The organism is Paenibacillus sp. FSL R5-0636, from assembly GCF_037974255.1.
Classification (GTDB): domain Bacteria; phylum Bacillota; class Bacilli; order Paenibacillales; family Paenibacillaceae; genus Paenibacillus_AQ; species Paenibacillus_AQ odorifer.
This window is the reverse complement of the sequence record NZ_CP150232.1, coordinates 4,197,168-4,222,953: the sequence shown is the minus strand read 5'-3', so window position 1 is coordinate 4,222,953 and position 25,786 is coordinate 4,197,168. Positions and strand designations below refer to the sequence as shown.

The window sequence follows — 25,786 nt, the reverse complement described above, 5'->3', positions numbered from 1 at the left end:
GATCACGATGCTTTCTCATGATCATAAGTCGTTGATGTCCGGTGAAGTGGAGAATTTAATTAACTTCTATCTCCGGAGGGAGGCTTACAATAAAAGGGATAAATAACGCCCAAGACAAAAAAAACGAATGTATGTTCGAAAAAAAGCTTGGCAAGACCTTAAAAACACGTTATTATATTACTATAAACAGTGAAGGAAGTGGTCTGATTGTCAGATCGTCGTGCAGCGCTTGATATGGCGCTTCGTCAAATAGAAAAACAATTTGGTAAAGGTTCGGTAATGAAACTGGGAGAATCCACGCATATGCAAGTGGAAGTTGTACCTAGCGGATCTTTGGCACTTGATATTGCATTAGGTATAGGCGGACTTCCAAAGGGACGTATTATTGAAGTATACGGACCGGAATCTTCAGGTAAAACAACAGTTGCTCTTCATGCTATTGCAGAAGTGCAAAGACAAGGCGGACAAGCTGCTTTTATCGATGCCGAGCATGCGCTTGATCCGAAATATGCACGTAACTTGGGCGTAAATATCGATGAATTGCTGCTTTCTCAGCCAGATACGGGTGAACAAGCGCTGGAAATCGCCGAAGCACTTGTTCGTAGTGGAGCCGTTGACATTATTGTCGTTGACTCCGTTGCTGCTTTGGTACCTAAGGCTGAAATTGAAGGCGATATGGGTGATTCCCACGTCGGACTGCAAGCTCGCTTGATGTCTCAAGCACTTCGTAAGCTTTCTGGTGCCATTAGCAAATCGAATACGATTGCTATCTTTATCAACCAGCTTCGTGAGAAGATCGGTGTTATGTTCGGTAACCCTGAGACAACTCCGGGTGGTCGTGCATTGAAATTCTACTCCTCTGTACGTTTAGATGTACGTCGCGTAGAGAGCATCAAGATGGGGAACGATGTGGTTGGTAACCGTACTAAGATCAAGATTGTGAAGAATAAAGTAGCCCCTCCATTTAAACAGGCTGATGTTGATATCATGTATGGTGAAGGGATTTCCAAAGAGGGAAGTCTTGTAGATATCGGTACTGAAATGGATATCGTGAATAAGAGTGGTGCATGGTATTCCTACGAAGGCGAGCGTCTCGGCCAAGGTCGTGAGAATGCTAAGCAGTTTTTGAAGGAACATCAGGATATTGCCCTTATTATTGAGAATAAGATCCGTGAAGCAAGTAATTTATCCACTATTGTTGCTGCGCCGAATAATGATGAGATTGTTGCAGAGCAAGAGGAAGAAGAAAAATTGCTCCTCGAAATCGAATAGTATATTAAACAATAGGACGCCCTGTGATTGATTGTTGCAGGGTGTCTTTTCTTAACAAGTATTGAAAGTAAGACGATAACTGATCTATTGCTATGAGGTGACAAACAACTATGGTAATACAACTGGATTTTGAAGCAGAAGAACAAGATGAGCAGGTGTTATCTGATTTTCCTGAAGGAGAACTCTTAGAGATCACTAAAGTAGAACGTCAAAAGAAATCTGACCACCGTTATATCATACATTTCGGAGCATATAACATGACTGTGCACGAGGACGTCATGATTAAATATCGAATGATTACTGGTAATTCTTTTATGAAGGCTGATTTGGAAGAAATTGTTGTAGCTGATGAGCGTCAACGAGCTTATGTGGAAGGCCTCCGTTATCTTGAACGTAAACCACGCACCGCTATGGAAATGACTCGCCGTTTACGCCAGAAGGAAATAGGAGAGACTATTATTGCGGAAGTGGTGCAGCGGCTGCAGCAGGAAAGATTTCTTGATGACCCTTTATATGCTAAGCAATGGGCGGAGCAACGAATAGCGAACCAGCGGAAAGGGAAGATGTGGATTCGACAAGAGCTACGTGAGAAGGGGATTGACAAAACCCTTATATCGGAAGCTTTGGAGAATATTACTCCTGAACAAGAGCTGGAGAGTGCACTCGAAACAGGGCGCAAGAAATGGAATCTCATCCGTGGAGACGCTTCAGATAAGCGAAGAAAGACTGGAGCCTTCCTTATGCGCCGTGGATTCTCGGGCGATATGGTTCGCCAAGTGATCAATACTTTACTTGCGGAAGACAATTATGAAGGTGAAGATGAGGAGTTTTACTAGAATCACTGATTCTCTTGACATTAATGCGTATATCGACTCTCTTGACAATGTCTTTTTATAAATAATAAAATATAACATGAATCGGCATAAAATTAGAATCCTTTTTCCTTCCCAAAAAGGAGACTGTTTTAAACGGTTCACGTACAACTCATATGAAATGTAATCGCCGGATAAGGCGGGCAGTGTGCATGTGCAGCATGTGCAGTATGGCAATCGGTTGTTTACCGGTTTTTTGTATGGTGATGAACGGATAGTTAAACAACTGCACAATTCCCAGGGATATACCTTGGAGAGGAACCAACGAGGAGGTGAACAGATGCTGGAATCATGGATCTGGGTCATTATCGTTCTCGTTGTAGCTGCAATATTCTTTGGGTTCGGTTATTTTATTCGTAAATCCCTTGCAGAAGCTAAAATCCAAAGCGCAGAAAGAGAAGCCGTTGTCATCGTTGAGAATGCGAAGAAGGACGCTGAGGCGCTGAAGAAAGAAACAGTATTGGAAGCTAAGGACGAAGTCCATAGAATCCGTACTGAAGCTGAGAAAGAAACTCGTGAACGTCGGAATGAAATCCAACGGCAAGAGAGACGTTTGCTGCAAAAGGAAGAATCTCTGGATAAAAAAATGGAATCGCTTGAAAGAAAAGAAGAACAAGTAGCTAACAAAGAGAAACGAATTGATGAAACCCAACAGCAAATTGATGTTATTTACAAAAACCAAGTCACTGAATTGGAACGTATCTCCAATTTAAGCATCGAAGATGCAAGAAGTATCATTCTTAGCAATGTTGAGCAAGAAGTTCGCCATGAAACGGCACAAATGATCAAAGAAATTGAACAGCAGGCGAAAGAAGAAGCGGATAAGAAATCCCGTGAAATCATTACACTCGCTATCCAACGCTGTGCAGCTGATCACGTGGCGGAAACAACGGTTTCAGTTGTTACGTTGCCGAATGAAGAGATGAAGGGTCGGATTATCGGTCGTGAAGGCCGTAATATTCGTGCGTTGGAAACTCTTACAGGTATCGACCTCATTATTGATGATACGCCGGAAGCAGTTATTTTGTCGGGATTTGATCCAATCCGCCGTGAAGTGGCCCGTACGGCACTTGAGAAATTGGTGGCTGATGGACGTATTCACCCCGCTCGTATTGAAGAGATGGTGGAGAAATCCCGCAAAGAAGTGGACGAACGGATTCGGGAATATGGTGAGCAAGCTACTTTCGAAGTGGGCGTTCACGGTTTGCATCCAGATTTGATCAAGATTCTGGGGCGTCTGAAATTCCGTACAAGCTATGGTCAAAATGTATTGAAGCACTCCATGGAGGTTGCTTATTTAACAGGACTGATGGCCGGTGAGCTTGGGGAAGACATCGTGCTTGCAAAACGTGCAGGATTACTTCATGATATCGGCAAAGCGCTGGATCATGAAGTGGAAGGTTCGCACGTTGAGATCGGCGTTGAACTAGCGAAGAAATATAAGGAACATCCGGTTGTTATCAACAGTATCGCATCTCATCATGGAGACTGCGAAGCTACCTCGGTTATTGCTATGTTGGTTGGCGCCGCTGACGCATTGTCGGCTGCTAGACCTGGTGCTCGCCGTGAAACACTGGAAACGTATATTAAACGTCTAGAGAAACTGGAAGAAATCTCAGAGTCATTCGAAGGCGTTGAGAAATCATTTGCTATTCAAGCGGGCCGTGAAGTGCGCGTGATGGTACAGCCAGAGAAGATTGACGATGCAGAGGCATTCCGTCTTGCTCGCGATATTACGAAGATGATTGAAAGTGAACTGGATTATCCAGGACATATCAAGGTTACCGTTATTCGTGAGACACGGGCTGTTGAATACGCTAAATAGGCAATAAGTAGATAACATACGCTTCGGAAATAACGATATTTATGATCGTTTCCTGGTACATGTTTCTGCTAGGAATATAAGGTTAAAGGATAAGATATAACTTATACTTTCTTATATTTGATGAAAATTGGCCCCTAAGCGGGGCCTTTTTTCTTTTAAATATGAAGACTTATCCGTTAGATGAAGAGGTTAAGATTAGGAGGAGAGAAACATTAAAGTACTATTCATTGGAGATATCGTAGGTAGTGTAGGTAGGAAGGCACTTCGGGAGATGTTGCCCTCATTAAAAAGCAAATATCAACCACATATAATCATAGTTAACGGTGAAAATTCTGCTGCCGGTAGAGGGATTACTAAAGCGATCGCAAATGAATTTTTTAACTGGGGCGTTCACGGAATCACCATGGGTAATCACACATGGGACAACAAGGATATCTTCGAGTTTATCGACGATGAGGCCCGGATTATCCGTCCTGCTAATTTTCCTCCAGGAACACCAGGAAGAGGATATACGGTTGTTAAAGGTAACGGGAAAGAGCTGGCTATAGTTAACCTGCAAGGCCGTACATTTTTGCCTGCGATTGATTGCCCTTTCCGTGTGGGTGAAGAAATTGTGGAAGAGCTACGTAGAGATCATAAATGCATTCTCGTTGATTTCCATGCAGAGGTTACCTCTGAAAAAATCGCAATGGGCTATTTCATGGATGGTCGCGCATCAATTGTAGTTGGGACCCACACTCACGTGCAGACGAATGATGATGTGATTTTGCCAGGTGGAACGGCTTACTTGACCGATGCGGGTATGGTTGGTTCAAGTGAAGGGATTCTGGGTATGGAAAGAGATGCAGTACTTTATAAGTTCACTACACAGCTTCCAGCACGATTTGTTGTTGATGAAGGCAAATGGCAGCTTCACGGTTTATTTGCAGAATTAGACGAGAATACTGGCGCGGCTACCCGTCTGGAGAAAATACGGCTACGTGAAGATGAATGGGTAATGAGCTAGTAGTAGGATAAGATAAGTGATTTTCTGGGTAATTTCGCCGAATAAGGGTAAAGTGTGATATTTATTATATCGAAAAAGAGTATCTATTGTACCATTTTCTCCAGAGTAGTCCGCAAAAAGAAGGAATTATTTCTTCTCTCGCGAATAACATCTAAAGTAGTGGAAGAACACCATTATTTTCCCAGGGGAGGTACTTACTATGGATGTATTAAAAGTATCAGCTAAATCCAATCCAAATTCCGTCGCCGGCGCTTTAGCAGGTGTTCTTCGTGAACGTGGATCGGCCGAATTACAAGCTATTGGAGCTGGAGCACTGAATCAAGCAGTCAAAGCAGTTGCCATTGCCCGGGGATTTGTTGCACCAAGCGGAGTAGATTTGATCTGCATTCCGGCATTTACAGACATTGTGATTGATGGAGAGGATCGAACCGCGATTAAATTGATTGTAGAACCCAGATAATAGAAGCATAGAACGGATGAACCTGTTTACTTATGTAAACAGGTTTTTTGCTTTTGGTATATAGTCTGGCGTTTTTAAGCATAGAATCTGGAATAGGGCTGCATGAAAGCGAGGGCTTGGGATGAGAACCGATAAGCTACAGGTTGCGGATTTTCATTGTGATGTGCTGAGTAAAATGCAAGCATCACCGGATATGGATTTTAAAAATGATCCCCGGTTGGATGTTACCGGAGAGCGGTTGGTAGCGGGCGGTGTAGAATTGCAGATTTTTGCGATATACCTTTCGGCAAGTAGAGGTAGACCTAGCTTTGAGAATGTTTTAGGACAAATTGATTTGTTCCGGAAAAAAATATTAGGCGCAGAGAGCCTTCAGTGGCTGCGTTGGAAGGAGGAGGTAGGTAAACGAGCAGTTGGAGCACCTCCATGGGGAATGCTCTCTCTGGAGGGTGTAGACGGTCTAGAAGGGAACCTATTTTATGCACAGCTCTGCTTTGAGCTTGGCGTGCGGTTTTTGGGGATCACTTGGAATTATGCCAATTGGGCAGCGGACGGAGTATTGGAGCAGCGCAACGGCGGATTTACGGAAAAAGGGCGAAAGCTGATCGAATGGTGCAACGACAGTGGAATGTTGCTTGATGTGTCACATTTGTCTCAAGCAGGTTTTTGGGAGCTAGCCGACTTAAGCACACGTCCGTTTATAGCTTCCCATTCGAACGCCGCAAAGATCTGCGGGCATGTTAGAAATTTAAATGATGAACAGATTAAAGCATTAATTGCAATGGACGGAAGAATGGGCCTGACCTTTTATCCGTGGTTTGTATGTGATGATGGAAAAGCTCGTATGGATGATTTATTAAAGCATATTGATCATGTATGTAGTCTGGGTGGCGAGAAACATATGATGTTTGGTTCGGATTTTGACGGCATTGACACTTGGGTAGAGAACATGGAGCATCCGGGAAAATACCCTGAGCTTGCGGAGCACCTGCTTCGTTACTATCCAGAAGCTTCCGTTAAAGGTTGGTTATATGAGAATGCGGTCTCCTACTTGCGTACAAACTTACCTTCACAGGTGTCTAAATCATGACAATCCTGTTCTAAAAGTATGAATTGTCGAAAAAAAGGCCCTCGTTATGATGTGGGGCTTTTTATTTTTGGTTAAGAAGATGTATAATGGTTAATGGCTTGTACAGATACTAGAGAAAATACAAGGAGTGACTTTACTATGAGTAAGACTGTACCCGTAGGTGTGTCGGCTAGACATATTCACCTTACGCAAGAGCATGTGGAGGCTTTGTTTGGCCCAGGATATCAACTAACGGAGTTCAAACCCCTCTCTCAACCAGGACAGTTTGCAGCAAATGAGCAAGTAGCAGTTATCGGCAGCAAAGGTAAATTTGACAAAGTAAGAATTTTGGGACCTGCTCGTCCGGCTTCCCAATTAGAAATTTCCCGTACTGACTCCTTCGCACTTGGCGTGAAAGCTCCAGTTCGCGAATCTGGAAATATTGATGGAACACCTGGCATTACGCTTAAAGGACCTGCTGGCGAAGTAGAATTGGAACAAGGCGTTATCATCGCCGCTCGTCACATTCACTTCCATACTTCTGAAGCTGAAGCTTGGGGCATTGCTGATAAGCAATTGCTTAAAGTTCGTCTCGGAGGCGATCGTGGTCTCGTATTGGAGAACGTAATTGCACGCGTATCAGACAGCTTTAAACTGGATATGCATATTGACACTGACGAAGCTAACGCTGCAGGTGCCAACAACGGCGATACTGCTGAAATCGTAGAATAGTCATCATAGTTATAGCAAAGATAAGAAGCGGGGGAGAAATCCTCCGCTTTTTTGTGCGTGTCTGATCCGCGTGCTGTAAGGATTGCGTGTCTGATCCGCGTGCTGTAAGGATTGCGTGTCTGATCCGCGTGCTGTAAGGATTGCGTGTCTGATCCGCGTGCTGTAAAGATTGCGTGTCTGATCCGCGTGCTGTAAAGTTTGTGTGTCTGATCCGCGTGCTGTAAAGATTGTGTGTCTGATCTGAGTGCTGTAAAGTTTGTGTGTCTGATCCGCGTGCTGTAAAGATTGTGTGTCTGATCTGAGTGCTGTAAGGATTGTGTGGCTGATCCGCGTGCTGTAAGGATTGCGTGTCTGATCCGCGTGCTGTAAGGATTGCGTGTCTGATCTGCGTGCTGTAAGGATTGTGTGTCTGATCTGCGTGCTGTAAGGATTGTGTGTCTGATCCGCGTGCTGTAAAGTTTGCGTGGTTTACCCGACCGCTTGTACATATCGGACTGTATCGCAGCTATTTCAGCATTTTGATCTATTTTGCCAAGGTATCGGACCGCATAGCTCTTATTGCCTTATATTTGTATTGAACTGGGCTTCGAAGGTGTGAATAACTGCATCTGAGTCCGATAGCATCGCCAAAAACCATGAATCCTCAAAATAAGGGCGTCTGAGTCCGATTGCTCAACAGGATCAACAGGATCAACAGGATCAACAAAAGATACGCCCAGGATAAATTGAGGAGGAGTATTTTACGGTTAGCAAAATATTTCTGTAAGAGCAGTACGAATAGTATCCTGAAATGGATTTTTAATGAAAATTGGTGTGATGATAAAGAAAATCTATTATTATGTAACTTATTGTGTTATGATTATGGTTTATGACGTGACAAAAGGATTTATTGTTAAGAATATATGTATTAGAAATTAAGGAGACCCAATGACATTTAATGAACTGAATATTGTGCCTGCAATTTTGAAGGCTTTAAGCAAAGAAAACTATACATCACCTACACCAATACAGGAGCAGTCGATTCCAGCTGTATTAGCGGGTAGAGATTTACTTGGATGCGCACAAACGGGAACAGGAAAAACAGCTGCATTTTCCGTGCCTATTATTCAATTGTTAAGCGAACAATCCAACCCAAACAAATCCAATAATGTGCGACGCATTCGCTCGTTGATTTTAACACCGACAAGAGAACTAGCGATTCAAATTGCTGATAACATAAAAGCGTATAGCCAATATACAGATATCCGCTCTGCTGCCATTGTTGGCGGTGTGTCACAGAAAGTGCAAGAACGCGCACTGAATCAAGGTGCCGATATTCTTATTGCTACCCCTGGTAGACTTATCGACCTAATCAATCAGAAACGTGTAGATCTGCAATATGTACAAATTTTAGTTCTGGATGAAGCTGACCGGATGCTGGATATGGGCTTTATCCATGATGTGAAACGAATCATCGCCAAAATGCCTACGAAGAAGCAAACTCTGTTTTTCTCGGCAACGATGCCAACTGAAATTTCTAAATTGATCAAAACATTGCTTGTGAATCCAGTGAAGGTAGAGATCACACCCGTGTCATCTACTGCGGATAGAATCAATCAATCGATCTATTTATTAGAGAACGGAAATAAGCAAAACCAATTGAACCTGCTGTTACAGGATAAATCCATCGTCTCAGCTTTGGTGTTTACTCGTACCAAACGTGGTGCGGACCGTGTTACCCGCGATCTGGCTAAAGTGAACATTTCTGCTCAAGCCATACACGGCAATAAATCACAAAATGATCGCCAGAACGCCTTGCGGAATTTTAAAAGCGGTGCGACTCGTGTTCTCGTAGCTACGGATATAGCTGCCCGGGGAATTGATATTGATGAGCTGTCTCACGTAATCAACTTCAATCTACCGAACATTCCGGAAACCTATGTGCACCGGATCGGTCGTACAGGCAGAGCGGGATTGAGCGGAACGGCAATTTCTTTTTGCGAAGCTGAAGAGCTTCCTTTCCTTAAAGATATTGAAAAATTGATTGGAAAATCGATTCCGGAAGTTAAGGATCATCCTTATCCGATGTCTCGTAAAACGCAAATGAAGACAGATCGTTCTGCGAAACCGTCAGGTTCGAAAGCAGCAGCTTCGAGACCATCGTCTTCCAGACCGTCGAACTCTAAACCAGCAACTGCTAAACCTGCGGCAACAAAACCGGCAGCAACAAAATCAGCGGCATCCAAACCAGCTAAAGCAAAACCTAAGTCTAACCCTCCATTGAAGCCAAAGTCCGAGTGGTTCACAAAAGGAAGACAAAAAACGAGCAGCAGATAAGTAAGTTTGAATGCGTATCGTTTTCTATAGCATTATAAAAAACCGTCAGAGTAAATTGAACTGCACCCCAATTGTTAGACACAACTAACATTTGGAGGTGCAGTTTTTTATGTTTTATGTCCTGATGATTTACAACAAAAAACAGCCGCTAAACAGTTCCTCACTGTACAACGGCTGTTGTTATTTCATTTATGCGGTTGCTTCAATTGTATTGTCCTGAACATAGGGGCTCAGTTCTTGCTGAAGTCCTGTGCTGATGGAAGTCATAGGGAGGCGAAGCGTATCCGAGGATAGTAGGCCGTTTTGGTTAAGCATCCATTTAATTGGAGCGGGATTCGATTCCTTGAACAATAGGCGGATGATCGGCAGTAGTTGTTCAAAGCTTTCTTTAGCGAATTCCACTTGACCAGATGTAAAGGCTTCAAAGATACGAAGGCATTCTGCCGGATAAACGTTGGCAGTAGCGAGCATACCCCCAGCTGCTCCGCAGCTAAGCATTTCATAAAAGAGGGAATCATCGCCGCCAAGCACAGGTTTGGCACCTGTACGGACTAACTCCGTAACCATTTTTGTACTGCCTGAGCAGTCTTTTAAACCGACAACATTATTCATTTCTAGGATTGTACGTGCAGTATCTACCGTCATGGCGGTACCTGTACGACTTGGAATATCATAAGCCATGATAGGTATGCCTACTTCTGCTGCTTTGCGGAAATGGGCAATGATACCCTCTTGTGAAGGACGACTATAATAAGGTACGACTACTAGTGCACAATCAGCACCAAGGTTTGCAGCAATTTCCGTGCGTGCAACCGTAGAGGCTGTATCATTGGTACCTGTACCAACTACTAAGGGGATTGATGTGGATTGTAGAAGCTCACGGGAAGTGTTTACTAGAAGCTGCATTTCATTTACGGTTACAGTGGGCGATTCTCCGGTGGTTCCATTAACGACCAGACCTTGTATGCTGTTGTTAATAATGTTCTTTACATAACGCTGATACGAATCCAAATCAACTTCACCAGCAGCATTGAACGGGGTGACCACGGGGACATAAACTCCATAAATCTGTTGTTCTGTAAGCATAAATTATCGGCCTCCAAAATATTTTAATTCCTCTACATACACTTTACCATGGAAAGTAGCATCGTCGTTAGCTATAATAAATGATATGGATCATCAAAAATATTGATGTTAGGGTGAGGTAATGGATTTAACCTATTTACGAACCTTCCGCGAGGTGGCTAAACGTCAGAGCTTTACGCGAGCTGCTGAAGAATTGGGATATGCACAATCAAGTGTGACGATGCAGATACAGAAGATAGAGAAGGAATATGGAGTACCTTTAATAGAGAGGCATGGCCGTCAGCTGCGGCTTACCCCGCCAGGAGAAGAGTTATTGAAGCTGTTCGTGGAGATTTTGGATTTGTATGATCGTTCAAAAGAAACCATCGCCCAGCAAATCGGAGGAACGATAACTATTGGGACGATAGATTCTTTAGCGGCCTTTTATTTACCTCCTTACCTGCAGCAGCTAAGGACTAAATTTCCGAAGCTGGATATTCATCTGCAAACGATGCAGGAAGCTAATCTTCTTGCCAAAATAAAAGATGGCGAAGTAGATCTAGGCTTAATGTTGGATCGCACCACTGCGGATTCCATCCTTGAGCGTACGATCGTCAGAGATGAGCCGCTTGTATTGATAGCCCCCATTCATCATCCGCTTGCCCAGATGGATACGGTAACCCTAAACGATCTGAATAACTGTGAGCTAATAGTCTCGGAGGAAAGCTGTATTTACCGCAGTCTGTTCGAGAATTTGTTAAAAGAGCACGGGATCATATTCCGCATTGGTTTTGAGCTTTCGAATCTGGAGGCCATCAAACGTTGTGTAATGAATGGCCTTGGAATTGCTTTGTTACCAAAAATCGTGGCAGAGGAAGAAATTGAACGAGGAAGCTTGGCGGAGCTGTCCTTTATTCATCCCGAAATTCACTTTGATCTGCAGCTTTTGATGCACCCTAAGAAGTGGAAATCACAACCGCTGCAATTTTTAATCCAAATGTTGCTTGCAAATCATTAATTTATTCCCATCAGGATCTTTCACAACAAACCAATGCTCATCTTGAATTTCAGTTACTAGCTCTACACCGAGAGCCTTCACATAATTGAAAGAGGCTTGCAAATCATCGGTCAGTAACAAAAAAGCTGGTGTTGTAATGGGCGGTGTTCCTTCAGGTTCTAAGCCGCCCCACAACGGCATGGTATCCAGTATGATTCCAGTGTTTCCCTGCATAGGCAGCGGGCATAAATGACCGTTCATGATCTTACAATCTGTCTCTGGAAGCCCCAGGACTTGGCAATACCAGCGACGGGATTTTTCAATATCATGTACGGGAATGAATACACTGCCAATTAAGTTCTTTACGGGGCTTATTATTGTGGAATTTAAAGCGGACATTGCTTGTTCATTCATTTAAAGACCTCCCAAATCCGAAATGGATAAACCTTTATTTGGAAATTATGTATCTAATCTATTTAAATCATACAATCAATAGGATTGCAAGGGAATTGTAAATGGTTATATTTTCATATGAAAGTAGCCAAAAAATTTGACATTGAAAATGAGTTTATGTTATATAAAAAGAAGAATTAGCACTCATCTAAGAAGAGTGCTAATCACGGAATGATGAATAATAAGGTTATTTTGAAAGGAGATTTATTTATTCATGGCCAAAAAAGAGTTTAAAGCCGAATCGAAAAGATTGCTGGAAATGATGATTAACTCCATTTATACTCAACGGGAAATTTTCCTGCGTGAACTGATTTCCAATGCAAGTGATGCGATTGATAAGATCTATTACAAAGCCTTAGCTGATGAAGGCCTGGTCTTCAATAAAGAGGATTATTATATTAAAGTGACCGCCGATAAGGCGAACAGAACCTTGACGATTTCCGATACAGGTATCGGGATGACACAAGAGGAGCTGGAGAATAACTTAGGTACAATCGCGAAGAGTGGATCTCTTGCTTTTAAGAAAGAGAACGAAGCTAAAGATGGCCACAACATCATCGGACAGTTCGGGGTGGGCTTCTACGCTGCGTTTATGGTGGCTGATGACGTTATAGTGATCAGTAAGGCATTAGGCAGCGACGAGGCCTTTAAATGGGAGTCTAAGGGCGCTGACGGCTATACCATCGAGACTGTTGAGAAGGATTCTGTCGGCACTGATGTGATTTTGAAGATTAAAGAGAATACTGAAGAAGATCAATATGATGAATATTTGGAAGAATATCGCCTGAAATCCATCATTAAAAAATACTCCGACTTCATCCGTTTCCCAATCAAAATGGACGTGAAGGAACAAAAGCCAAAAGAAGGCACGGAGAACGAGTTCGAAGAAGTTGTTCAAGAACAAACCGTAAACAGCATGGTGCCAATCTGGCGCAAGAATAAAAGCGAGCTGACTACAGAAGATTACGATAACTTCTATGCAGAGAAACGTTACGGCTTCGATAAGCCGCTTAAACATATTCATATCAGTGCTGATGGTGCTGTAGTGTACAATGCGATTTTGTTCATCCCAGAAAATACACCGTTTGACTATTACACAAAGGAATATGAAAAAGGTCTTGAGCTCTATTCCAACGGTGTGTTGATCATGAACAAATGTGCGGATCTGCTGCCTGATTACTTCAGTTTTGTAAAAGGTATGGTGGACTCAGAGGATCTTTCCTTGAACATTTCCAGAGAGATGCTCCAGCATGACCGTCAGCTGACTCTGATCGCTAAGAACATTAAGAATAAAGTGAAAAGCCAACTGCAAAGCCTGCTGAAGGATGAAAGAGAGAAATATGAGCAGTTCTATAATGCTTTTGGCAGACAGCTTAAGTTTGGTGTTTATAACGATTATGGGATGCACAAAGACACCCTTCAAGATTTACTAATGTTCTACTCCTCCAAGGAGAAGAAGCTGGTTACGCTGGACGAATACGTCTCAAGAATGCCAGAAGATCAGAAGTATATCTACTATGCTTCCGGAGAGTCGATCGACAGAATCGAGAAGCTCCCGCAAACCGAGCTTGTATCGGATAAAGGGTATGAAATTCTCTACTTCACTGATGATATTGATGAATTTGCGATCAAGATGATTCAGTCTTATAAGGAAAAAGAATTTAAATCCGTATCCAGCGGAGATCTGGGGATCGAAGCCGACGAAGCGGACAAGCCAACAGAAGCGGAAGAGAACGAAAACAAGGAGCTTTTTGAAGCGATGAAGGACATCCTGTCCGGCAAAGTGAAAAATGTTAAAGCTTCCAAACGTTTAAAGACTCATCCGGTATGTCTCTCTGCAGAAGGTGAGCTGACGATCGAGATGGAGAAAATTCTGAAATCGATGCCGAATGGCCAAGAGGTGCAAGCGGATAAGGTACTTGAAATCAACATCCATCACGAAGTATTCCAGTCCTTGAAGGCGGCAGCAGAGAACGACAAAGAAAAGCTCGGTTTATACACGAACCTGCTGTACAACCAAGCGCTGTTGATCGAAGGTCTACAGGTTAGTGATCCTGTTCAATTCACCAATGATATTTGCAAAATCATGAAATAATATGAAGTACAGAGACCATCCAATTGTATTATGATTGGGTGGTCTTTTTTATTTCAGCATTTCATTTTGTTGTGCGAAAAAGTAGTAATCAATTTCAGAGTCATTATTTGTGCAACCGCTGATCGAATAGATAATTTCACCTTGTGTGCTTTTTTTACTCGTCACTTCGGAGCAGGTATCGGTTCTGACTCCTGTGTTGCTTCCACCGAATGCATCATTAGAGGTATCATAGCTATAATTAATCACGTTACCGTCAAATTTCAAATCCTTAAATATAGGATCGCCTTCATCTGTGTAACTTGTAACGCGTATATTGTCTGCTTTTTTGCTGGAGAGATTAGTTATAAATTTCTCGAATTTATCTAGGTTGTACACTTTTTCCCAAGAAACAATATCCCCTCTACTGATGGCTTCTTTGGAAGTATAGGGTTCACTTTTGGGAAGAGAATTAACTTTATTATCGGAACAACCCCATACTCCTCCTAGTAAAAGAAAAGAGAGTGTAAGCAAATTTACCTTTTTCACTGAGGAACCTCCTTGTAACGTATTTATATAAAAGACGGAGATTAACTGGAAAAGTTACAGTGAGCTTGATTTTTCACATTGACAATAAACAACAAATTGAGTATTATTTTCTCTAACTTGAATATGTAAAAGCAAAGAAGAGAAAGAGTACCACGGCAATTCTTTCAACAGAGAGCTCCGGTCGCTGAAAAGGAGTAAAGAAAACCCTTGGGAATATGGTCTCAGAGCTGCGCATCGAAACCTTATGGGTTGTAGGCTGCGCCGGAACCTGCATCCGTTACAGTGCTAGGGTATAAACGTTAATTAACGTCGTACCTGAAGAGGTAAATGTCATGAGGCATTTATAAAATTAGGTGGTAACACGTGAGTAGAACTCTCGTCCTTTGTGGATGGGAGTTTTTTTGTTGTCTAAAAAAGGAGGAAAAGGTTAATGAGTAATGTGTTTATAGGTGGCGCTTGGCCGTATGCGAATGGATCTTTACATCTTGGGAGATTATCAAGTGTGTTGCCTGGGGATGTGCTGGCACGATATTTTCGCTCCAAAGGGGATAACGTATTATATGTATCAGGCAGTGATTGCCATGGAACACCCGTAGCGGTTCAGGCTGCGAATGAAGGGATTACGCCCGGAGCTTTTGCAAGCAGATATCATGAAGAGTTTCTGAAGTGTTTTGAACAGCTGGGATTTAGTTATGATCTATATACTCGAACGGATCAACAGCAGCATCATAAGGTCGTGCAAGAGTTGTTTACAAAGCTACTAGAGAATGGTCATTTATATAAAAAAACCATTGCGCAATGTTACTGCGAGGTGGATCAGCGCTTTTTGCCAGACAGATATGTGGAAGGGACTTGTCCGGTATGTGGCCAGCGGGCGCGAGGGGATCAATGTGATTATTGTTCTACGATTCTAGATCCTGCCGATTTGTTAGACAGAGTATGCAAATTATGTGGTAATACACCATCAGAAAGGCCGACAGAACATTATTATCTTAGCTTATCTAATTTTCAGTCTGAATTAACGGAATATGTAAAGGAAGCACAATTTTGGAGAGATAACGCTATAAAACTGACCAAACGTTATTTACAAGAAGAGCTGCAGGACCGCGCGGTAACAAGAGACTTGTCTTGGGGTGTAGATGTTCCTGTGGCTGGATTTGAAGATAAAAAGATTTATGTTTGGATTGAGGCGGTAAGTGGTTATTTATCAGCCAGTAAGCAGTGGGTTGCACAGTCCGGAGGAAGCTGGGAGGATTTTTGGTTAGAGGAAAAAGGGGAGATTACTGCTTATTATGTGCATGGTAAAGACAATATTCCTTTTCACACTTTAATATGGCCGGCTGTGTTATTAGGAGCTGGAGGTCTGCATTTACCGGACAGGATTATATCTAGCGAATATTTAACCCTTGAAGGGCAGAAGTTCTCCACTAGCCGAAACTGGGCGGTCTGGGTACCTGATATTTTAGAGCGGTATCAGCCAGATTCTATTCGTTATTTCTTAATTGCTAATGGACCCGAGAAGCGGGACACGGATTTTTCCTGGAGAGAGTTTATTTATAGCCATAATGGAGAGCTGCTTGGAGCATTTGGTAACTTTGTGAATCGTTCATTGGCTTTTGTAGATAAGTTTTATGAAGGGAAAGTGCCGAATGGGCAATTGGATAAGGGGTGGAATGACAACATTGACCTCTTGTATCTCGAATCAGGGCGGCTTATTGAGGCTGGGAATCTAAAAGATGCGCTGGAGTATATTTTTTCTTATGTGCGCAAGGCAAACCAGTATTTCGACCTGCAAAAACCATGGATACAGATAAAAGAGGATCAGGTTTCTTGTGATTCTGCAATATACACATGTGTGCAGATTATTGCGAACCTAGCGAATTTGTTACATCCGTTTCTGCCGTTCTCTTGTGACAAGATCAGGGGGTTCCTGTCGTTAGAACTACCGAATTGGCAGCCTTGCTCGGTACCCCCTTACCAACAGGTTACTGATTTACAATTATTGTTTGAACGAATTAATATTAACCGTATTAAAGAAGAAGAGGATAGGCTCGTTCAACAACAAGTGAATAAATAGAGCTGGTATTATCCATTCTTGAAACTCTCAATAAACTTTGAAGCCAATGATGACAAGTATTTATCCTTAATCCAGACGGCGGCGACCCGCGTGCGTAGTGATTCACTACTGATTTCTTTATAGATCAAATTACTGTTACTCGTTAATTCGAAAGCGGATTTGGGAATGATTCCGATGCCAAGACCAGCGTTTGCCCAGAGCAGTGTTGTTCTAGCATCATCATTCATGCAGAAAATCAGCGGATCAAAGCCGTTCTCAAGACATGTTTCCCGGATAAGCTGCTCAAAACGGCGGTAGATAATAAGCGGCTTATCCTTTAGCTCACCGATCTCAATAAAGTTTTCATCCGTTTTCCAGTCATACTCAGGTGTCATTACGGCAATCATAGGTTCAGCTTGTGTGTAAAGACACTCTAAATTTGTACCATTAAAGGGTGTCCTTACAATTCCGACTTCGACAATGCCTTTATTCAAGAGGTCAATGATTCTAAAGGTATTTCCTTCATGAATCTCAAACTTCACACCTTTATAGGTTTTGTGAAATTCACATAGCCGATCTTGAAGCAACGTAGCTCCAGAGGAAGAAACTGTACCAATGGCTAGGGTTCCTTTTAAACCTTTGACAAAATCAGTGAGCTCACGGGCAGTGGAATCTGCCAGCTCCAGAATTTGTTGGGCACGGTCCCGCAAAATGGCTCCAGCTTCAGTGAGCTGCACGCTGCGTGGACCTCGTTCCACTAGCTTTACACCGAGTTCTTCCTCCAGGAGCTTTAGCTGCTGGCTCAGCGGAGGCTGGGCCATTTGCAGTTTTTTGGCTGCAGATGTGATCTGTCCTTCCTCAGCTATCGCCATAAAATATTTAAGCTGTCTAATATCCATATAAAAATCCTCCGAACTTGAGATATGCTAATCGTATGGGAGCGATACGAATCCAATATTATTAATATGTGAGTAGATATGCCATAATCATAACTGTTCTTATACATATTTCAAGTGGTTAAATACTTCTTATGTTGGGTGTGGATAAATTTGTTCAAAATTGCAGTATATTTAAAGCCGTACAAAAAAGAAGCGATCATTGGACCGATCTTCAAACTGATGGAAGCGATTCTGGAGCTGATTTTGCCTACCATTGTCGCATTGATCATCAACAACGGGGTTGGCAATCATGACAGCGCCTATGTTTACCGCATGGGTGGCCTAATGGTGCTGATGTCACTGCTTGGCTTCGGCTGCTCCATGGTATGCCAATATTATGCAGCCCGGGCTTCACAGGGATTCGGTACGACACTACGCAATAAGATGTTTAGACATATTACATCCTTGTCGTATGCTGAACTGGATACCTTAGGTACGCCTACACTGATTAATCGGATTACCAATGACGTAAACCAGCTGCAAATTGCTGTGGCCATGCTGATTCGTCTAGTTATTCGTGCACCGTTTATCTGCATCGGGGCTATCCTAATGTCCATGATTTTGGATTTTAGATTATCGCTGATTCTAATAGCGGCAACACCGGTTTTTGGCATTATTTTATATTTTATTATCACCCGCAGTGCTCCTTTGTACCGAAAATACCAGCAGAAGCTGGATGCCCTTGCGCTCGTACTGAGTGAGAATTTATCGGGGATTCGAGTGATTCGTGCTTTTGCCAAAAGACGTACAGAAAAAGAACGTTTTGATGCCTCATCTGATGATTTGACTACTACGGCGATCCGGGTTTCGCGGATTTCTGCTTTGCTTGGGCCGATGACTACACTTGTAGTAAATGCGGCGATCATAGCTATTTTGTGGGTAGGCGGAATTCATATCGATGGGGGCCGATTGTCTCAAGGGGAGATCATTGCCTTCATCAATTACATCACTCAGATCTTGCTGGCGCTGATAGTGGTCTCCAACTTGGTTATTATTTTTACAAAAGCCTCATCCTCAGCGAATCGTGTGAATGAAGTGCTTGGTGTTAAGGTATCCGTGTCCGAGGAAGGAAATGCATTGATTGCAGAACCTGCCCCTGCTGCCCCTGCTATACAATTCGATCACGTATCCTTTGGGTATAATACGACAGGTGAATCGGCATTAGAGGATATATCTTTAGTAATTAATCGCGGAGAGACTGTGGGCCTGATTGGCAGTACGGGTTCAGGTAAGTCTACTTTTGTGAATTTGATCCCTCGTTTTTATGATGTGGTGCAAGGTGAAGTGAAAGTGGATGGTGTGGATGTCAGAGATTACAAGCTGCACCAGCTTCGTGAGAAAATAGGGATTGTACCGCAAAAAGCTGTGTTGTTTACAGGAACAATCGCTGAGAATATACGTTGGGGTAAGGAAGATGCAACTGAGGAAGAAATCATGCAGGCAGCCTCTATCGCTCAAGCGGAGGAGTTTATACGTAAATTACCCGAAGGCTTGAATACGCAAGTATCTCGTGGTGGATTAAATTTATCCGGTGGACAAAAGCAGCGCTTAACCATAGCTCGTGCAGTAGTAGGTAAGCCATCGATTCTTATTTTGGATGACTCCTCCAGTGCGCTGGATTTCTCCACAGATGCGGCACTTCGTAAGGCTCTCAAAGAGAGCAGCCAGGAAATGACCGTGCTCCTTGTCTCGCAGAGGGTAAGCACTGTAAGACAAGCGGATAAAATAATGGTATTTGAGGAAGGGCGGATCGCCGGTGTCGGAACCCATGAGGAGCTGATGCGGGGTTGTGAAGAGTATAAAGAAATCTGCCTGTCCCAGCTATCAAGTGAGGAGTCGGGCCAATGAACAAAAACAACATTTGGAAAAGACTTATTGTATACACAGGGCATTATAAAAAAATAGCTATAGGTGCAGTAATCTGCGCAATACTCAGTGTGATTGCCAGTCTAATTGGCCCGTTGCTTATCGGCAGCGCCATCGATTTTATGATCGGGCCGGGAGAGGTTGATTTTGACGCCGTACTTAGACTGCTTTTGATTCTGGCAGGGGTGTATATTGTCGGCAGCTTTTTCGGATGGCTTCTTACCTACCTGACTAATCGAATTGCCTACCGGACTGTATATGACTTACGGCGGGAGCTTTTTGATAAATTAAATGTTTTGCCGTTAAAATTTCATGATAACCACCCGCAAGGGGACAGCATCAGCCGGTTTGTTAATGACATGGATGCGGTCTCTGATGGACTGCTGCAAGGCTTCTCAACACTGCTCACGGGGATCATCACCATCGTGGGGGCAATTGCACTCATGTTGTACATTAGTCCTTTAATGACCTTAGTTGTTCTTCTGTCAGCACCCGTTACATTTTTTGTGGCAAGATTCATTACGATGCGCTCCCAGAAGATGTTTAAGGAGCAGGCTAAAATTCTGGGCGGTCTCAACGGATACGTGGAGGAAATGATCGGCGGACAAAAAGTGGTCACTGCTTATCATTATGAAGACCGTGCACTGACCCAGTTTGAAGAACGAAACGAGACTTTGTACCAGACTGGCGTGAAATCACAATTTTACGGTTCCTTGTCCAATCCGACAACACGGTTAGTAAATAATATTACCTTCTCTGTTATCGCGATGATCGGAAGTGTTATGGTGATTCGCGGGCTTGTGACGGTAGGGGATTTGTCCAGCTTTTTGATCTTCTCCAACTTGTTCGCTAAGCCGTTTAATGAAATTACAGGTGTGATTACGCAGCTTCAATCGGCAACAGCATCAGCGCAGCGGATTTTCGCCATTCTAGACCTATCGCCAGAACCAGCTGATGCAACAGACGCCAAAATTATGAATACAAGTCAAGGAACAATTACCTTTGAAAAAGTATCCTTTGCTTATAATCCTGAACGTCCTCTGATTAATGATTTCAGTCTGGAAGTGAAACCAGGTACCCGGGTTGCAATTGTAGGGCAGACGGGAGCGGGGAAGACGACACTGGTTAATCTGCTTATGCGTTTTTATGATGTGGATAGGGGTTCCATCAAGATTGACGGCGTGGATATCAAGACGATTACCCGGGACAGTCTGCGGCGTAATTTCGGGATGGTGTTGCAGGACACTTGGCTGTTTGGCGGCACAATTAGAGAAAATATTGCCTACGGCAAACCTGAGGCTACCGAAGAAGAGGTCATCGCTGCTGCTAAGGCTGCTAATGCTCATAGCTTCATTAAACGCCTGCCTGAGGGATATGATACGAAGATCAGTGGCTCAGGAGATAATTTGTCGCAAGGACAAAAGCAGCTGCTAACCATAGCACGAGTGATGCTCGTAGATCCACCTATGCTCATTTTGGATGAAGCCACCAGCAGTATTGATACGCTGACTGAGGTACGGATTCAGAAGGCTTTTCTAAAAATGATCGCAGGCCGGACCAGCTTTGTAATTGCCCACCGTTTGTCAACGATTCGAGAATCGGATCTCATTCTTTTCATGAAGGACGGAGACATTGTGGAGAGTGGTACGCATGACCAACTCCTAGCCAGCGGTGGATATTACGCCAGATTATATAACAGTCAGTTCGCATCAGCGTAGACTTTGCATTTAGAAAAAAGAGCATTCAATCCCGAATTTGGGGGTGAATGCTCTTTTTGTCGGGTGGATAGTTAGTTTGGCTAAGCTTGGCTAAGCTTGGCTTGGCTTGGCTTACCTTACCTTACCTTACCTTACCTTACCTTACCTTACCTTACCTTACCTTACCTTACCTTACTGTTGCGGACCGTATTGCAGCTAAATAGTGTTTTTGGCGCCGTTCCCCAAAGTAACGGACTGCATAGCACTTATTCGGCTGATTTTGCAGCAAAAAGGAGCGGATATGGCACAATAGCTGCATCTGAGTCCGAACGGAGTGGAAAAGGGTGGGATTTTGCGAAATTAGGGCGCCTCGGTCCAATACGTAGGAATGGCAGCCATCGCCAAAGGTAAATTGCTTCTGTTCCGGAGTAGAATGCTTAGAAATTCGATTGCTTAGCGTTCCAAAGTAGTTAGCTTAGCGTCCCCAAAGTAATTTGCTTAACGTTCCAAAGGAGCTAACTCAGCGTCCCCAAAGTAGTTTGGATAGCGTTCCAAAGTTAGTTATCTCACCGTCCCCAAAGTAATTTGCTTAGCGTTCCAAAGTAGCTATCACATCGTCAGCAAAGTAGTTTGTTTACCCTTGCGGACCGTATTGCAGCTAAATAGTGTTTTTGGCGCCTTATTTCAAAGTAACGGACTGCATAGCACTTATTCGGCTGATTTTGCAGCAAAAAGGAGCAGAAATGGCACAATAGCTGCATCTGAGTCCGAACGGAGTGGAAAAAGGCATGATTTTGTGAAATAAGGGCGCCTCGGTCCGATACGTAGGAATGGCAGCCATCGCCAAAGGTAGATTGCTTCTGTTCCAGTGTAGAATGCTTAGAAATTCGTTTGCTTAGCGTTCCAAAGTAGCTATCACATCGTCAGCAAAGTAGTTTGTTTACCCTTGCGGATCGTATTGCAGCTAAATAGTGTTTTTGGCGCCTTATTTCAAAGTAACGGACTGCATAGCACTTATTCGGCTGATTTTGCAGCAAAATGCAGTGGATATGGCACAATAGCTACATCTGAGTCCGAACGGAGTGGAAAAAGGCATGATTTTGTGAAATAAGGGCGCCTCGGTCCTATACACCGTGGCACCAACGAAGTCGATTGTTTAGCGTTCAAAAGTAAATTGCTTACCCTTACGGACCCGGTTACTATTCACCTCGCGCGCTATAGGGTGGGAATTTCCGATAAAAATATTTGTGAACGAATGAACTATCTGGACGGGCTAAACGTATTATAAGAAACGTATATTGAAGACGACGAAACTATAGTAAATATGGCTTGTCGAGAGTGTTATGAGATTGGAAGGGGAGTGGCAAGATGTTGACAATCAAACATTTTACCAAGAGCTACAAGGGTGGCAAGAAGGCGGTAAATGATCTGAATTTGGTGGTCGAAAAAGGTGACATCTATGGCTTTATCGGTCATAACGGTGCGGGGAAAACAACAACTATCCGAGCAGTGGTCGGAGTTTTAGATTTTGAGGAGGGAGATATCGAGATTGGTGGGTACTCCATTAAAAAAGATCCCTTAGCCTGCAAAGCGATTACTGCGTATATTCCAGATAATCCGGATCTATACGATCATCTGACGGGCATTCAGTACTTGAATTTTATTGGTGATCTTTTTAGTGTATCGAAAGCGGATCGGGAGTTATTGATAAAGAAGTATAGCGATGAATTTGAGATTACCTCTAATCTGGGGGATTTAATCTCCGCATATTCTCATGGTATGAAACAGAAACTCGCGATTATCTCCGCGCTTATTCATAAACCGAAGCTACTCGTTCTGGATGAACCCTTTGTGGGACTTGATCCAAAAGCGGCACACACGCTCAAGAGAATCATGGCGGAGATTTGCAGCCAGGGCAGTGCGATCTTTTTTTCGACGCATGTACTGGATGTGGCCGAGAAGCTCTGCAATAAGATTGCCATTATCAAAGCGGGTGAATTGATCACTCATGGGAAAACAGAAGAGGTGAAGGGTGACAGCAGCCTTGAAGATGTGTTTTTGGAGTTGATTAAACATGATTAATATCTGGCGATTGACGAAAATTCAGCTGATCTCATCGTTTGGGTTAAATAAAGCTTTGCATACAAGGGATATGAAAGAAAGACGAAAAATGCTTTTGCTGAGCATCGGTATCTTAATAGGGATTGTCATGATGGCAGTAGTTTCATTTGGATATAGCTTCATGATAGCAGAGACCCTTGAACAGATAGGCCGGCCAGAGCTGCTGCTTGCGATTATGATGGCTGTTACTTGCTTGATTGGATTTTTTACAACGATCTATAAGGCGAGTGGGGTATTATTTGGCTCCAAAGATTACGATCTCGTAATGTCGTTGCCTATCAAAACGAGCCATATCGTAGCAAGCCGTGTAGTTCAGCTCTATGTGCTGAATATACTGTTCTCATTGATGGTGATGGTGCCAGCAGGTGTAGTTTATGCTATAAAGGTAAATCCGGCAGTAGTATATTATTTATTTTTCATGATAACGCTGCTATTTATCCCATTAGTGCCGATCATTGCTGCAACAATTATAGGGGCATTGATTAGTTGGATTTCCTCACGTTTTAAAGGAAGTCGTTTAATAAGTCTCATTCTGACTTTTGCCGTAATCATTGTTATTATTTTGGGTTCAGGCCAAATGAATGGGAATGACCCGCAGTTACTTGCGGATATGAGCACACAAATTGCCGATCAAATCTTCAACTTATATCCTTTGACGGTTATGTATGTAGATGCTGTCTGCTCGTATCAGGTAGCTCCTTTACTATTATTTATAGGGATTTCGTTACTTTCTTTTATGTTGTTTACCCTTATTCTTGGCAGCAAATATAAAGCAATACACACAGGCCTTACGACTTCTTACTCAAAGAATAAGTATCAAATGAGGTCACTTGAAGTCTCTTCACCGCTTTACACATTGTATAAAAAAGAGCTGCGCCGCTATTTCAGTTCTTCTATATATGTGCTAAATACGAGTATCGGTATGGTTATGTTACTTGTCATGGCGATTACCTTACTGTTTGTTAGCTCAGAGCAATTAGGACAAATTATGGAAATACCAGAACTCTCTAACTATCTAAGCAGATTGGCGCCACTATTTGTTTCCCTCTTTGTTGCATTAAGCTGTACGACATCGAGTTCGATTTCGCTTGAAGGTAACCATATTTGGATTTTAAAAAGCGCCCCCGTTCCGACAAAAACCATATTATTAAGTAAAATCGTAGTGAATCTCACCATTACAGTACCGATTGTGATTGTTAGTAGTGTGCTTCTAATGATTTCTCTGGGCACAGGCTGGATGGAGAGCTTGTTATTGCTAATAATCCCCGTCCTATACGCTTGTCTTACTGCAATGGTAGGTGTGATCGTTAACTTGAAGCTTCCTAAACTGGAGTGGACTAACGAAGTCTCAGTAATTAAACAAAGTGCTTCGGTCCTTGTAGCGATGATTATAGGATTTATCAGCTTGCTGATTCCATTTGGTTTGAGTTTTCTTTTATCCGATCTAAATGGTAATCTCGTTATGTTAGGTATTGGTGTGGTGATATTTGTGGCATGTGGAGTGATGTATAGATACATTCAGTCCAAAGGAGAACTTTTATTTCGGGCTCTTTAAAAAAGGGCATTCCAAAAGCCGAAATCGGCTGCTGGGATGCCCTTTATTTGTGCCAAGATTTATTGTCGTGAAAAATCCCCTAAGCTCTACTGTCGCTCATTAGCTAACTGTTCAATTCCACTCACCATTATTTTTAGACCTGTATAGAACATCTTATCGGAGCCAATTTCATTAAAGATATTGTTTTCGTACATTCGTTTTATAACATTAGGTCCATCCCCTGATAAGTGCTCAAGCGATTGTTTAAATACCTCTCTAGCATCTCCATTAGGTTCATTTTTCATGGCTAAGTCAATTCGATCCTGCTCATATTTGTCCAATTCGAAAGAGATTACATAGTTTAACACGCAAGCAATTAAGGAGAATTTGTCACTATCGCTTAAAGGAAGATGATCCACGATCTGAAGCAAAGTATTCAGTAAAGATAGATAATTAGGTTCAGAAGGCAAGGTTCTCATCATCAGCTGAGCCGAGCAAGGATACTTATGTAAAACCCCGCGGATTCGATCTGCAAAATGAAAAAGCTGTTCTTGCCAATCACCTTCGAGATTCGCAGTTTCGAGGGCTTCTTTGGCGATCTCATTAGCCAGTGTCTGGAAAATACTCTGTTTACTCTTAAAATGCCAATAGAGAGAGGCGGCTTGTATATTTAATAGTTCTGCTAATTTACGCATACTAAATGCCTCTATGCCGATATCATCCAGCAGCTCCCAAGAAGCTTTTATTATATCTTGTTCAGTGATTTGCAGATTTTTGATTCTCATCGAAACGACCTCCTGTTACTGTCTTCTTTTATCATAAGCGAAGATGGATGGCTGGTCTACCATCGTTAGATTACCGGTTTATCTTACACTGTTAGATATTTTTAT

General features: G+C 42.8%; 20 protein-coding genes and 1 other annotated feature. Of the genes, 15 read left to right on the top strand and 5 right to left on the bottom strand.

What is annotated here, in order from left to right; genetic code table 11:
• The first annotated feature begins 207 nt into the window (after window positions 1-207).
• The 8 genes from recA to MKX34_RS19130 all read left to right on the top strand — a co-directional run bounded on the left by recA (window position 208) and on the right by MKX34_RS19130 (window position 9,549).
• A complete protein-coding gene (gene recA / locus MKX34_RS19165) occupies window positions 208-1,272 on the top strand; it encodes a recombinase RecA (RefSeq protein ID WP_036688391.1) in 1,065 nt (354 codons plus the stop codon).
• A gap of 110 nt (window positions 1,273-1,382) precedes the next feature.
• Entirely contained in the window at window positions 1,383-2,108 is a 726-nt protein-coding gene (locus MKX34_RS19160; RefSeq protein WP_051491576.1) for a RecX family transcriptional regulator, read from the top strand.
• 319 nt (window positions 2,109-2,427) lie between these two features.
• Entirely contained in the window at window positions 2,428-3,969 is a 1,542-nt protein-coding gene (gene rny, locus MKX34_RS19155) for a ribonuclease Y (protein ID WP_036689085.1), read from the top strand.
• 211 nt (window positions 3,970-4,180) lie between these two features.
• Entirely contained in the window at window positions 4,181-4,975 is a 795-nt protein-coding gene (locus MKX34_RS19150; protein ID WP_076100408.1) for a TIGR00282 family metallophosphoesterase, read from the top strand.
• A 199-nt stretch (window positions 4,976-5,174) separates the two neighbouring features.
• Window positions 5,175-5,435, top strand: coding sequence for a stage V sporulation protein S (locus tag MKX34_RS19145; RefSeq protein ID WP_019910496.1), 261 nt, complete (start codon window positions 5,175-5,177; stop codon window positions 5,433-5,435).
• A gap of 121 nt (window positions 5,436-5,556) precedes the next feature.
• Entirely contained in the window at window positions 5,557-6,522 is a 966-nt protein-coding gene (locus tag MKX34_RS19140) for a dipeptidase (protein WP_076106332.1), read from the top strand.
• A gap of 138 nt (window positions 6,523-6,660) precedes the next feature.
• Window positions 6,661-7,233: a phosphate propanoyltransferase gene (locus MKX34_RS19135; RefSeq protein WP_036688383.1), complete on the top strand. Its 573-nt coding sequence runs from the start codon at window positions 6,661-6,663 to the stop codon at window positions 7,231-7,233.
• 927 nt (window positions 7,234-8,160) lie between these two features.
• Window positions 8,161-9,549, top strand: a complete 1,389-nt coding sequence (locus MKX34_RS19130; RefSeq protein WP_036688380.1) for a DEAD/DEAH box helicase — start codon at window positions 8,161-8,163, stop codon at window positions 9,547-9,549.
• A gap of 189 nt (window positions 9,550-9,738) precedes the next feature.
• Here MKX34_RS19130 and dapA read toward each other — a convergent pair whose 3' ends face one another.
• Window positions 9,739-10,635, bottom strand: coding sequence for a 4-hydroxy-tetrahydrodipicolinate synthase (gene dapA / locus MKX34_RS19125; RefSeq protein ID WP_076106330.1), 897 nt, complete (start codon window positions 10,633-10,635; stop codon window positions 9,739-9,741).
• A 121-nt stretch (window positions 10,636-10,756) separates the two neighbouring features.
• Between dapA and MKX34_RS19120 the strand changes: the two genes are divergently transcribed.
• Window positions 10,757-11,632 carry a LysR family transcriptional regulator gene (locus tag MKX34_RS19120; RefSeq protein WP_036688377.1) on the top strand — a complete coding sequence of 292 codons (876 nt, stop codon included), beginning with the start codon at window positions 10,757-10,759 and terminating at the stop codon, window positions 11,630-11,632.
• On the opposite strand, the gene MKX34_RS19115 is transcribed toward MKX34_RS19120, so the two are convergent.
• Window positions 11,603-12,025: a VOC family protein gene (locus MKX34_RS19115; protein WP_081384079.1), complete on the bottom strand. Its 423-nt coding sequence runs from the start codon at window positions 12,023-12,025 to the stop codon at window positions 11,603-11,605. The genes MKX34_RS19120 and MKX34_RS19115 overlap by 30 nt on opposite strands.
• A gap of 253 nt (window positions 12,026-12,278) precedes the next feature.
• Between MKX34_RS19115 and htpG the strand changes: the two genes are divergently transcribed.
• Window positions 12,279-14,159, top strand: a complete 1,881-nt coding sequence (htpG, locus tag MKX34_RS19110; protein WP_076106327.1) for a molecular chaperone HtpG — start codon at window positions 12,279-12,281, stop codon at window positions 14,157-14,159.
• Between the two features lie 48 nt (window positions 14,160-14,207).
• On the opposite strand, the gene MKX34_RS19105 is transcribed toward htpG, so the two are convergent.
• Complete coding sequence (locus MKX34_RS19105) at window positions 14,208-14,684, bottom strand: DUF4362 domain-containing protein (protein ID WP_076106325.1); 477 nt, start codon at window positions 14,682-14,684, stop codon at window positions 14,208-14,210.
• A 125-nt stretch (window positions 14,685-14,809) separates the two neighbouring features.
• Window positions 14,810-15,071, top strand: a binding site (T-box leader).
• Between the two features lie 43 nt (window positions 15,072-15,114).
• Between MKX34_RS19105 and metG the strand changes: the two genes are divergently transcribed.
• Window positions 15,115-16,761 (top strand): methionine--tRNA ligase, encoded by a 1,647-nt coding sequence (gene metG / locus MKX34_RS19100; protein ID WP_076106323.1) that lies wholly within the window; start codon window positions 15,115-15,117, stop codon window positions 16,759-16,761.
• An 8-nt stretch (window positions 16,762-16,769) separates the two neighbouring features.
• On the opposite strand, the gene MKX34_RS19095 is transcribed toward metG, so the two are convergent.
• Window positions 16,770-17,639, bottom strand: coding sequence for a LysR family transcriptional regulator (locus tag MKX34_RS19095; protein WP_036688370.1), 870 nt, complete (start codon window positions 17,637-17,639; stop codon window positions 16,770-16,772).
• 150 nt (window positions 17,640-17,789) lie between these two features.
• Between MKX34_RS19095 and MKX34_RS19090 the strand changes: the two genes are divergently transcribed.
• The 4 genes from MKX34_RS19090 to MKX34_RS19075 all read left to right on the top strand — a co-directional run bounded on the left by MKX34_RS19090 (window position 17,790) and on the right by MKX34_RS19075 (window position 24,917).
• Complete coding sequence (locus MKX34_RS19090) at window positions 17,790-19,526, top strand: ABC transporter ATP-binding protein (protein WP_076106321.1); 1,737 nt, start codon at window positions 17,790-17,792, stop codon at window positions 19,524-19,526.
• Entirely contained in the window at window positions 19,523-21,262 is a 1,740-nt protein-coding gene (locus MKX34_RS19085; protein WP_038571881.1) for an ABC transporter ATP-binding protein, read from the top strand. Before MKX34_RS19090 ends, MKX34_RS19085 begins: the two co-directional genes overlap by 4 nt.
• 1,347 nt (window positions 21,263-22,609) lie before the next feature.
• Window positions 22,610-23,323 carry an ABC transporter ATP-binding protein gene (locus MKX34_RS19080; RefSeq protein WP_036688363.1) on the top strand — a complete coding sequence of 238 codons (714 nt, stop codon included), beginning with the start codon at window positions 22,610-22,612 and terminating at the stop codon, window positions 23,321-23,323.
• The gene (locus MKX34_RS19075) at window positions 23,316-24,917 is read left to right on the top strand and encodes a hypothetical protein (protein WP_076225154.1); all 1,602 of its coding nucleotides are present in this window, start codon (window positions 23,316-23,318) and stop codon (window positions 24,915-24,917) included. The genes MKX34_RS19080 and MKX34_RS19075 overlap by 8 nt, the downstream gene beginning before the upstream one ends.
• Before the next feature lie 86 nt (window positions 24,918-25,003).
• Here MKX34_RS19075 and MKX34_RS19070 read toward each other — a convergent pair whose 3' ends face one another.
• Window positions 25,004-25,681 (bottom strand): TetR/AcrR family transcriptional regulator, encoded by a 678-nt coding sequence (locus MKX34_RS19070; RefSeq protein ID WP_038571872.1) that lies wholly within the window; start codon window positions 25,679-25,681, stop codon window positions 25,004-25,006.
• Window positions 25,682-25,786 lie beyond the last annotated feature (105 nt).

Bases quoted from the DNA above. Each gene is read 5' to 3' on its own strand.
- MKX34_RS19160 (WP_051491576.1), top strand. From the start codon at position 1,383: ATGGTAATACAACTGGATTTTGAAGCAGAAGAACAAGATGAGCAGGTG.
- MKX34_RS19145 (WP_019910496.1), top strand. From the start codon at position 5,175: ATGGATGTATTAAAAGTATCAGCTAAATCCAATCCAAATTCCGTCGCC.
- MKX34_RS19140 (WP_076106332.1), top strand. From the start codon at position 5,557: ATGAGAACCGATAAGCTACAGGTTGCGGATTTTCATTGTGATGTGCTG.
- MKX34_RS19135 (WP_036688383.1), top strand. From the start codon at position 6,661: ATGAGTAAGACTGTACCCGTAGGTGTGTCGGCTAGACATATTCACCTT.
- MKX34_RS19130 (WP_036688380.1), top strand. From the start codon at position 8,161: ATGACATTTAATGAACTGAATATTGTGCCTGCAATTTTGAAGGCTTTA.
- dapA (WP_076106330.1), bottom strand. From the start codon at position 10,635: ATGCTTACAGAACAACAGATTTATGGAGTTTATGTCCCCGTGGTCACC.
- MKX34_RS19120 (WP_036688377.1), top strand. From the start codon at position 10,757: ATGGATTTAACCTATTTACGAACCTTCCGCGAGGTGGCTAAACGTCAG.
- MKX34_RS19115 (WP_081384079.1), bottom strand. From the start codon at position 12,025: ATGAATGAACAAGCAATGTCCGCTTTAAATTCCACAATAATAAGCCCC.
- htpG (WP_076106327.1), top strand. From the start codon at position 12,279: ATGGCCAAAAAAGAGTTTAAAGCCGAATCGAAAAGATTGCTGGAAATG.
- metG (WP_076106323.1), top strand. From the start codon at position 15,115: ATGAGTAATGTGTTTATAGGTGGCGCTTGGCCGTATGCGAATGGATCT.
- MKX34_RS19095 (WP_036688370.1), bottom strand. From the start codon at position 17,639: ATGGATATTAGACAGCTTAAATATTTTATGGCGATAGCTGAGGAAGGA.
- MKX34_RS19085 (WP_038571881.1), top strand. From the start codon at position 19,523: ATGAACAAAAACAACATTTGGAAAAGACTTATTGTATACACAGGGCAT.
- MKX34_RS19080 (WP_036688363.1), top strand. From the start codon at position 22,610: ATGTTGACAATCAAACATTTTACCAAGAGCTACAAGGGTGGCAAGAAG.
- MKX34_RS19075 (WP_076225154.1), top strand. From the start codon at position 23,316: ATGATTAATATCTGGCGATTGACGAAAATTCAGCTGATCTCATCGTTT.
- MKX34_RS19070 (WP_038571872.1), bottom strand. From the start codon at position 25,681: ATGAGAATCAAAAATCTGCAAATCACTGAACAAGATATAATAAAAGCT.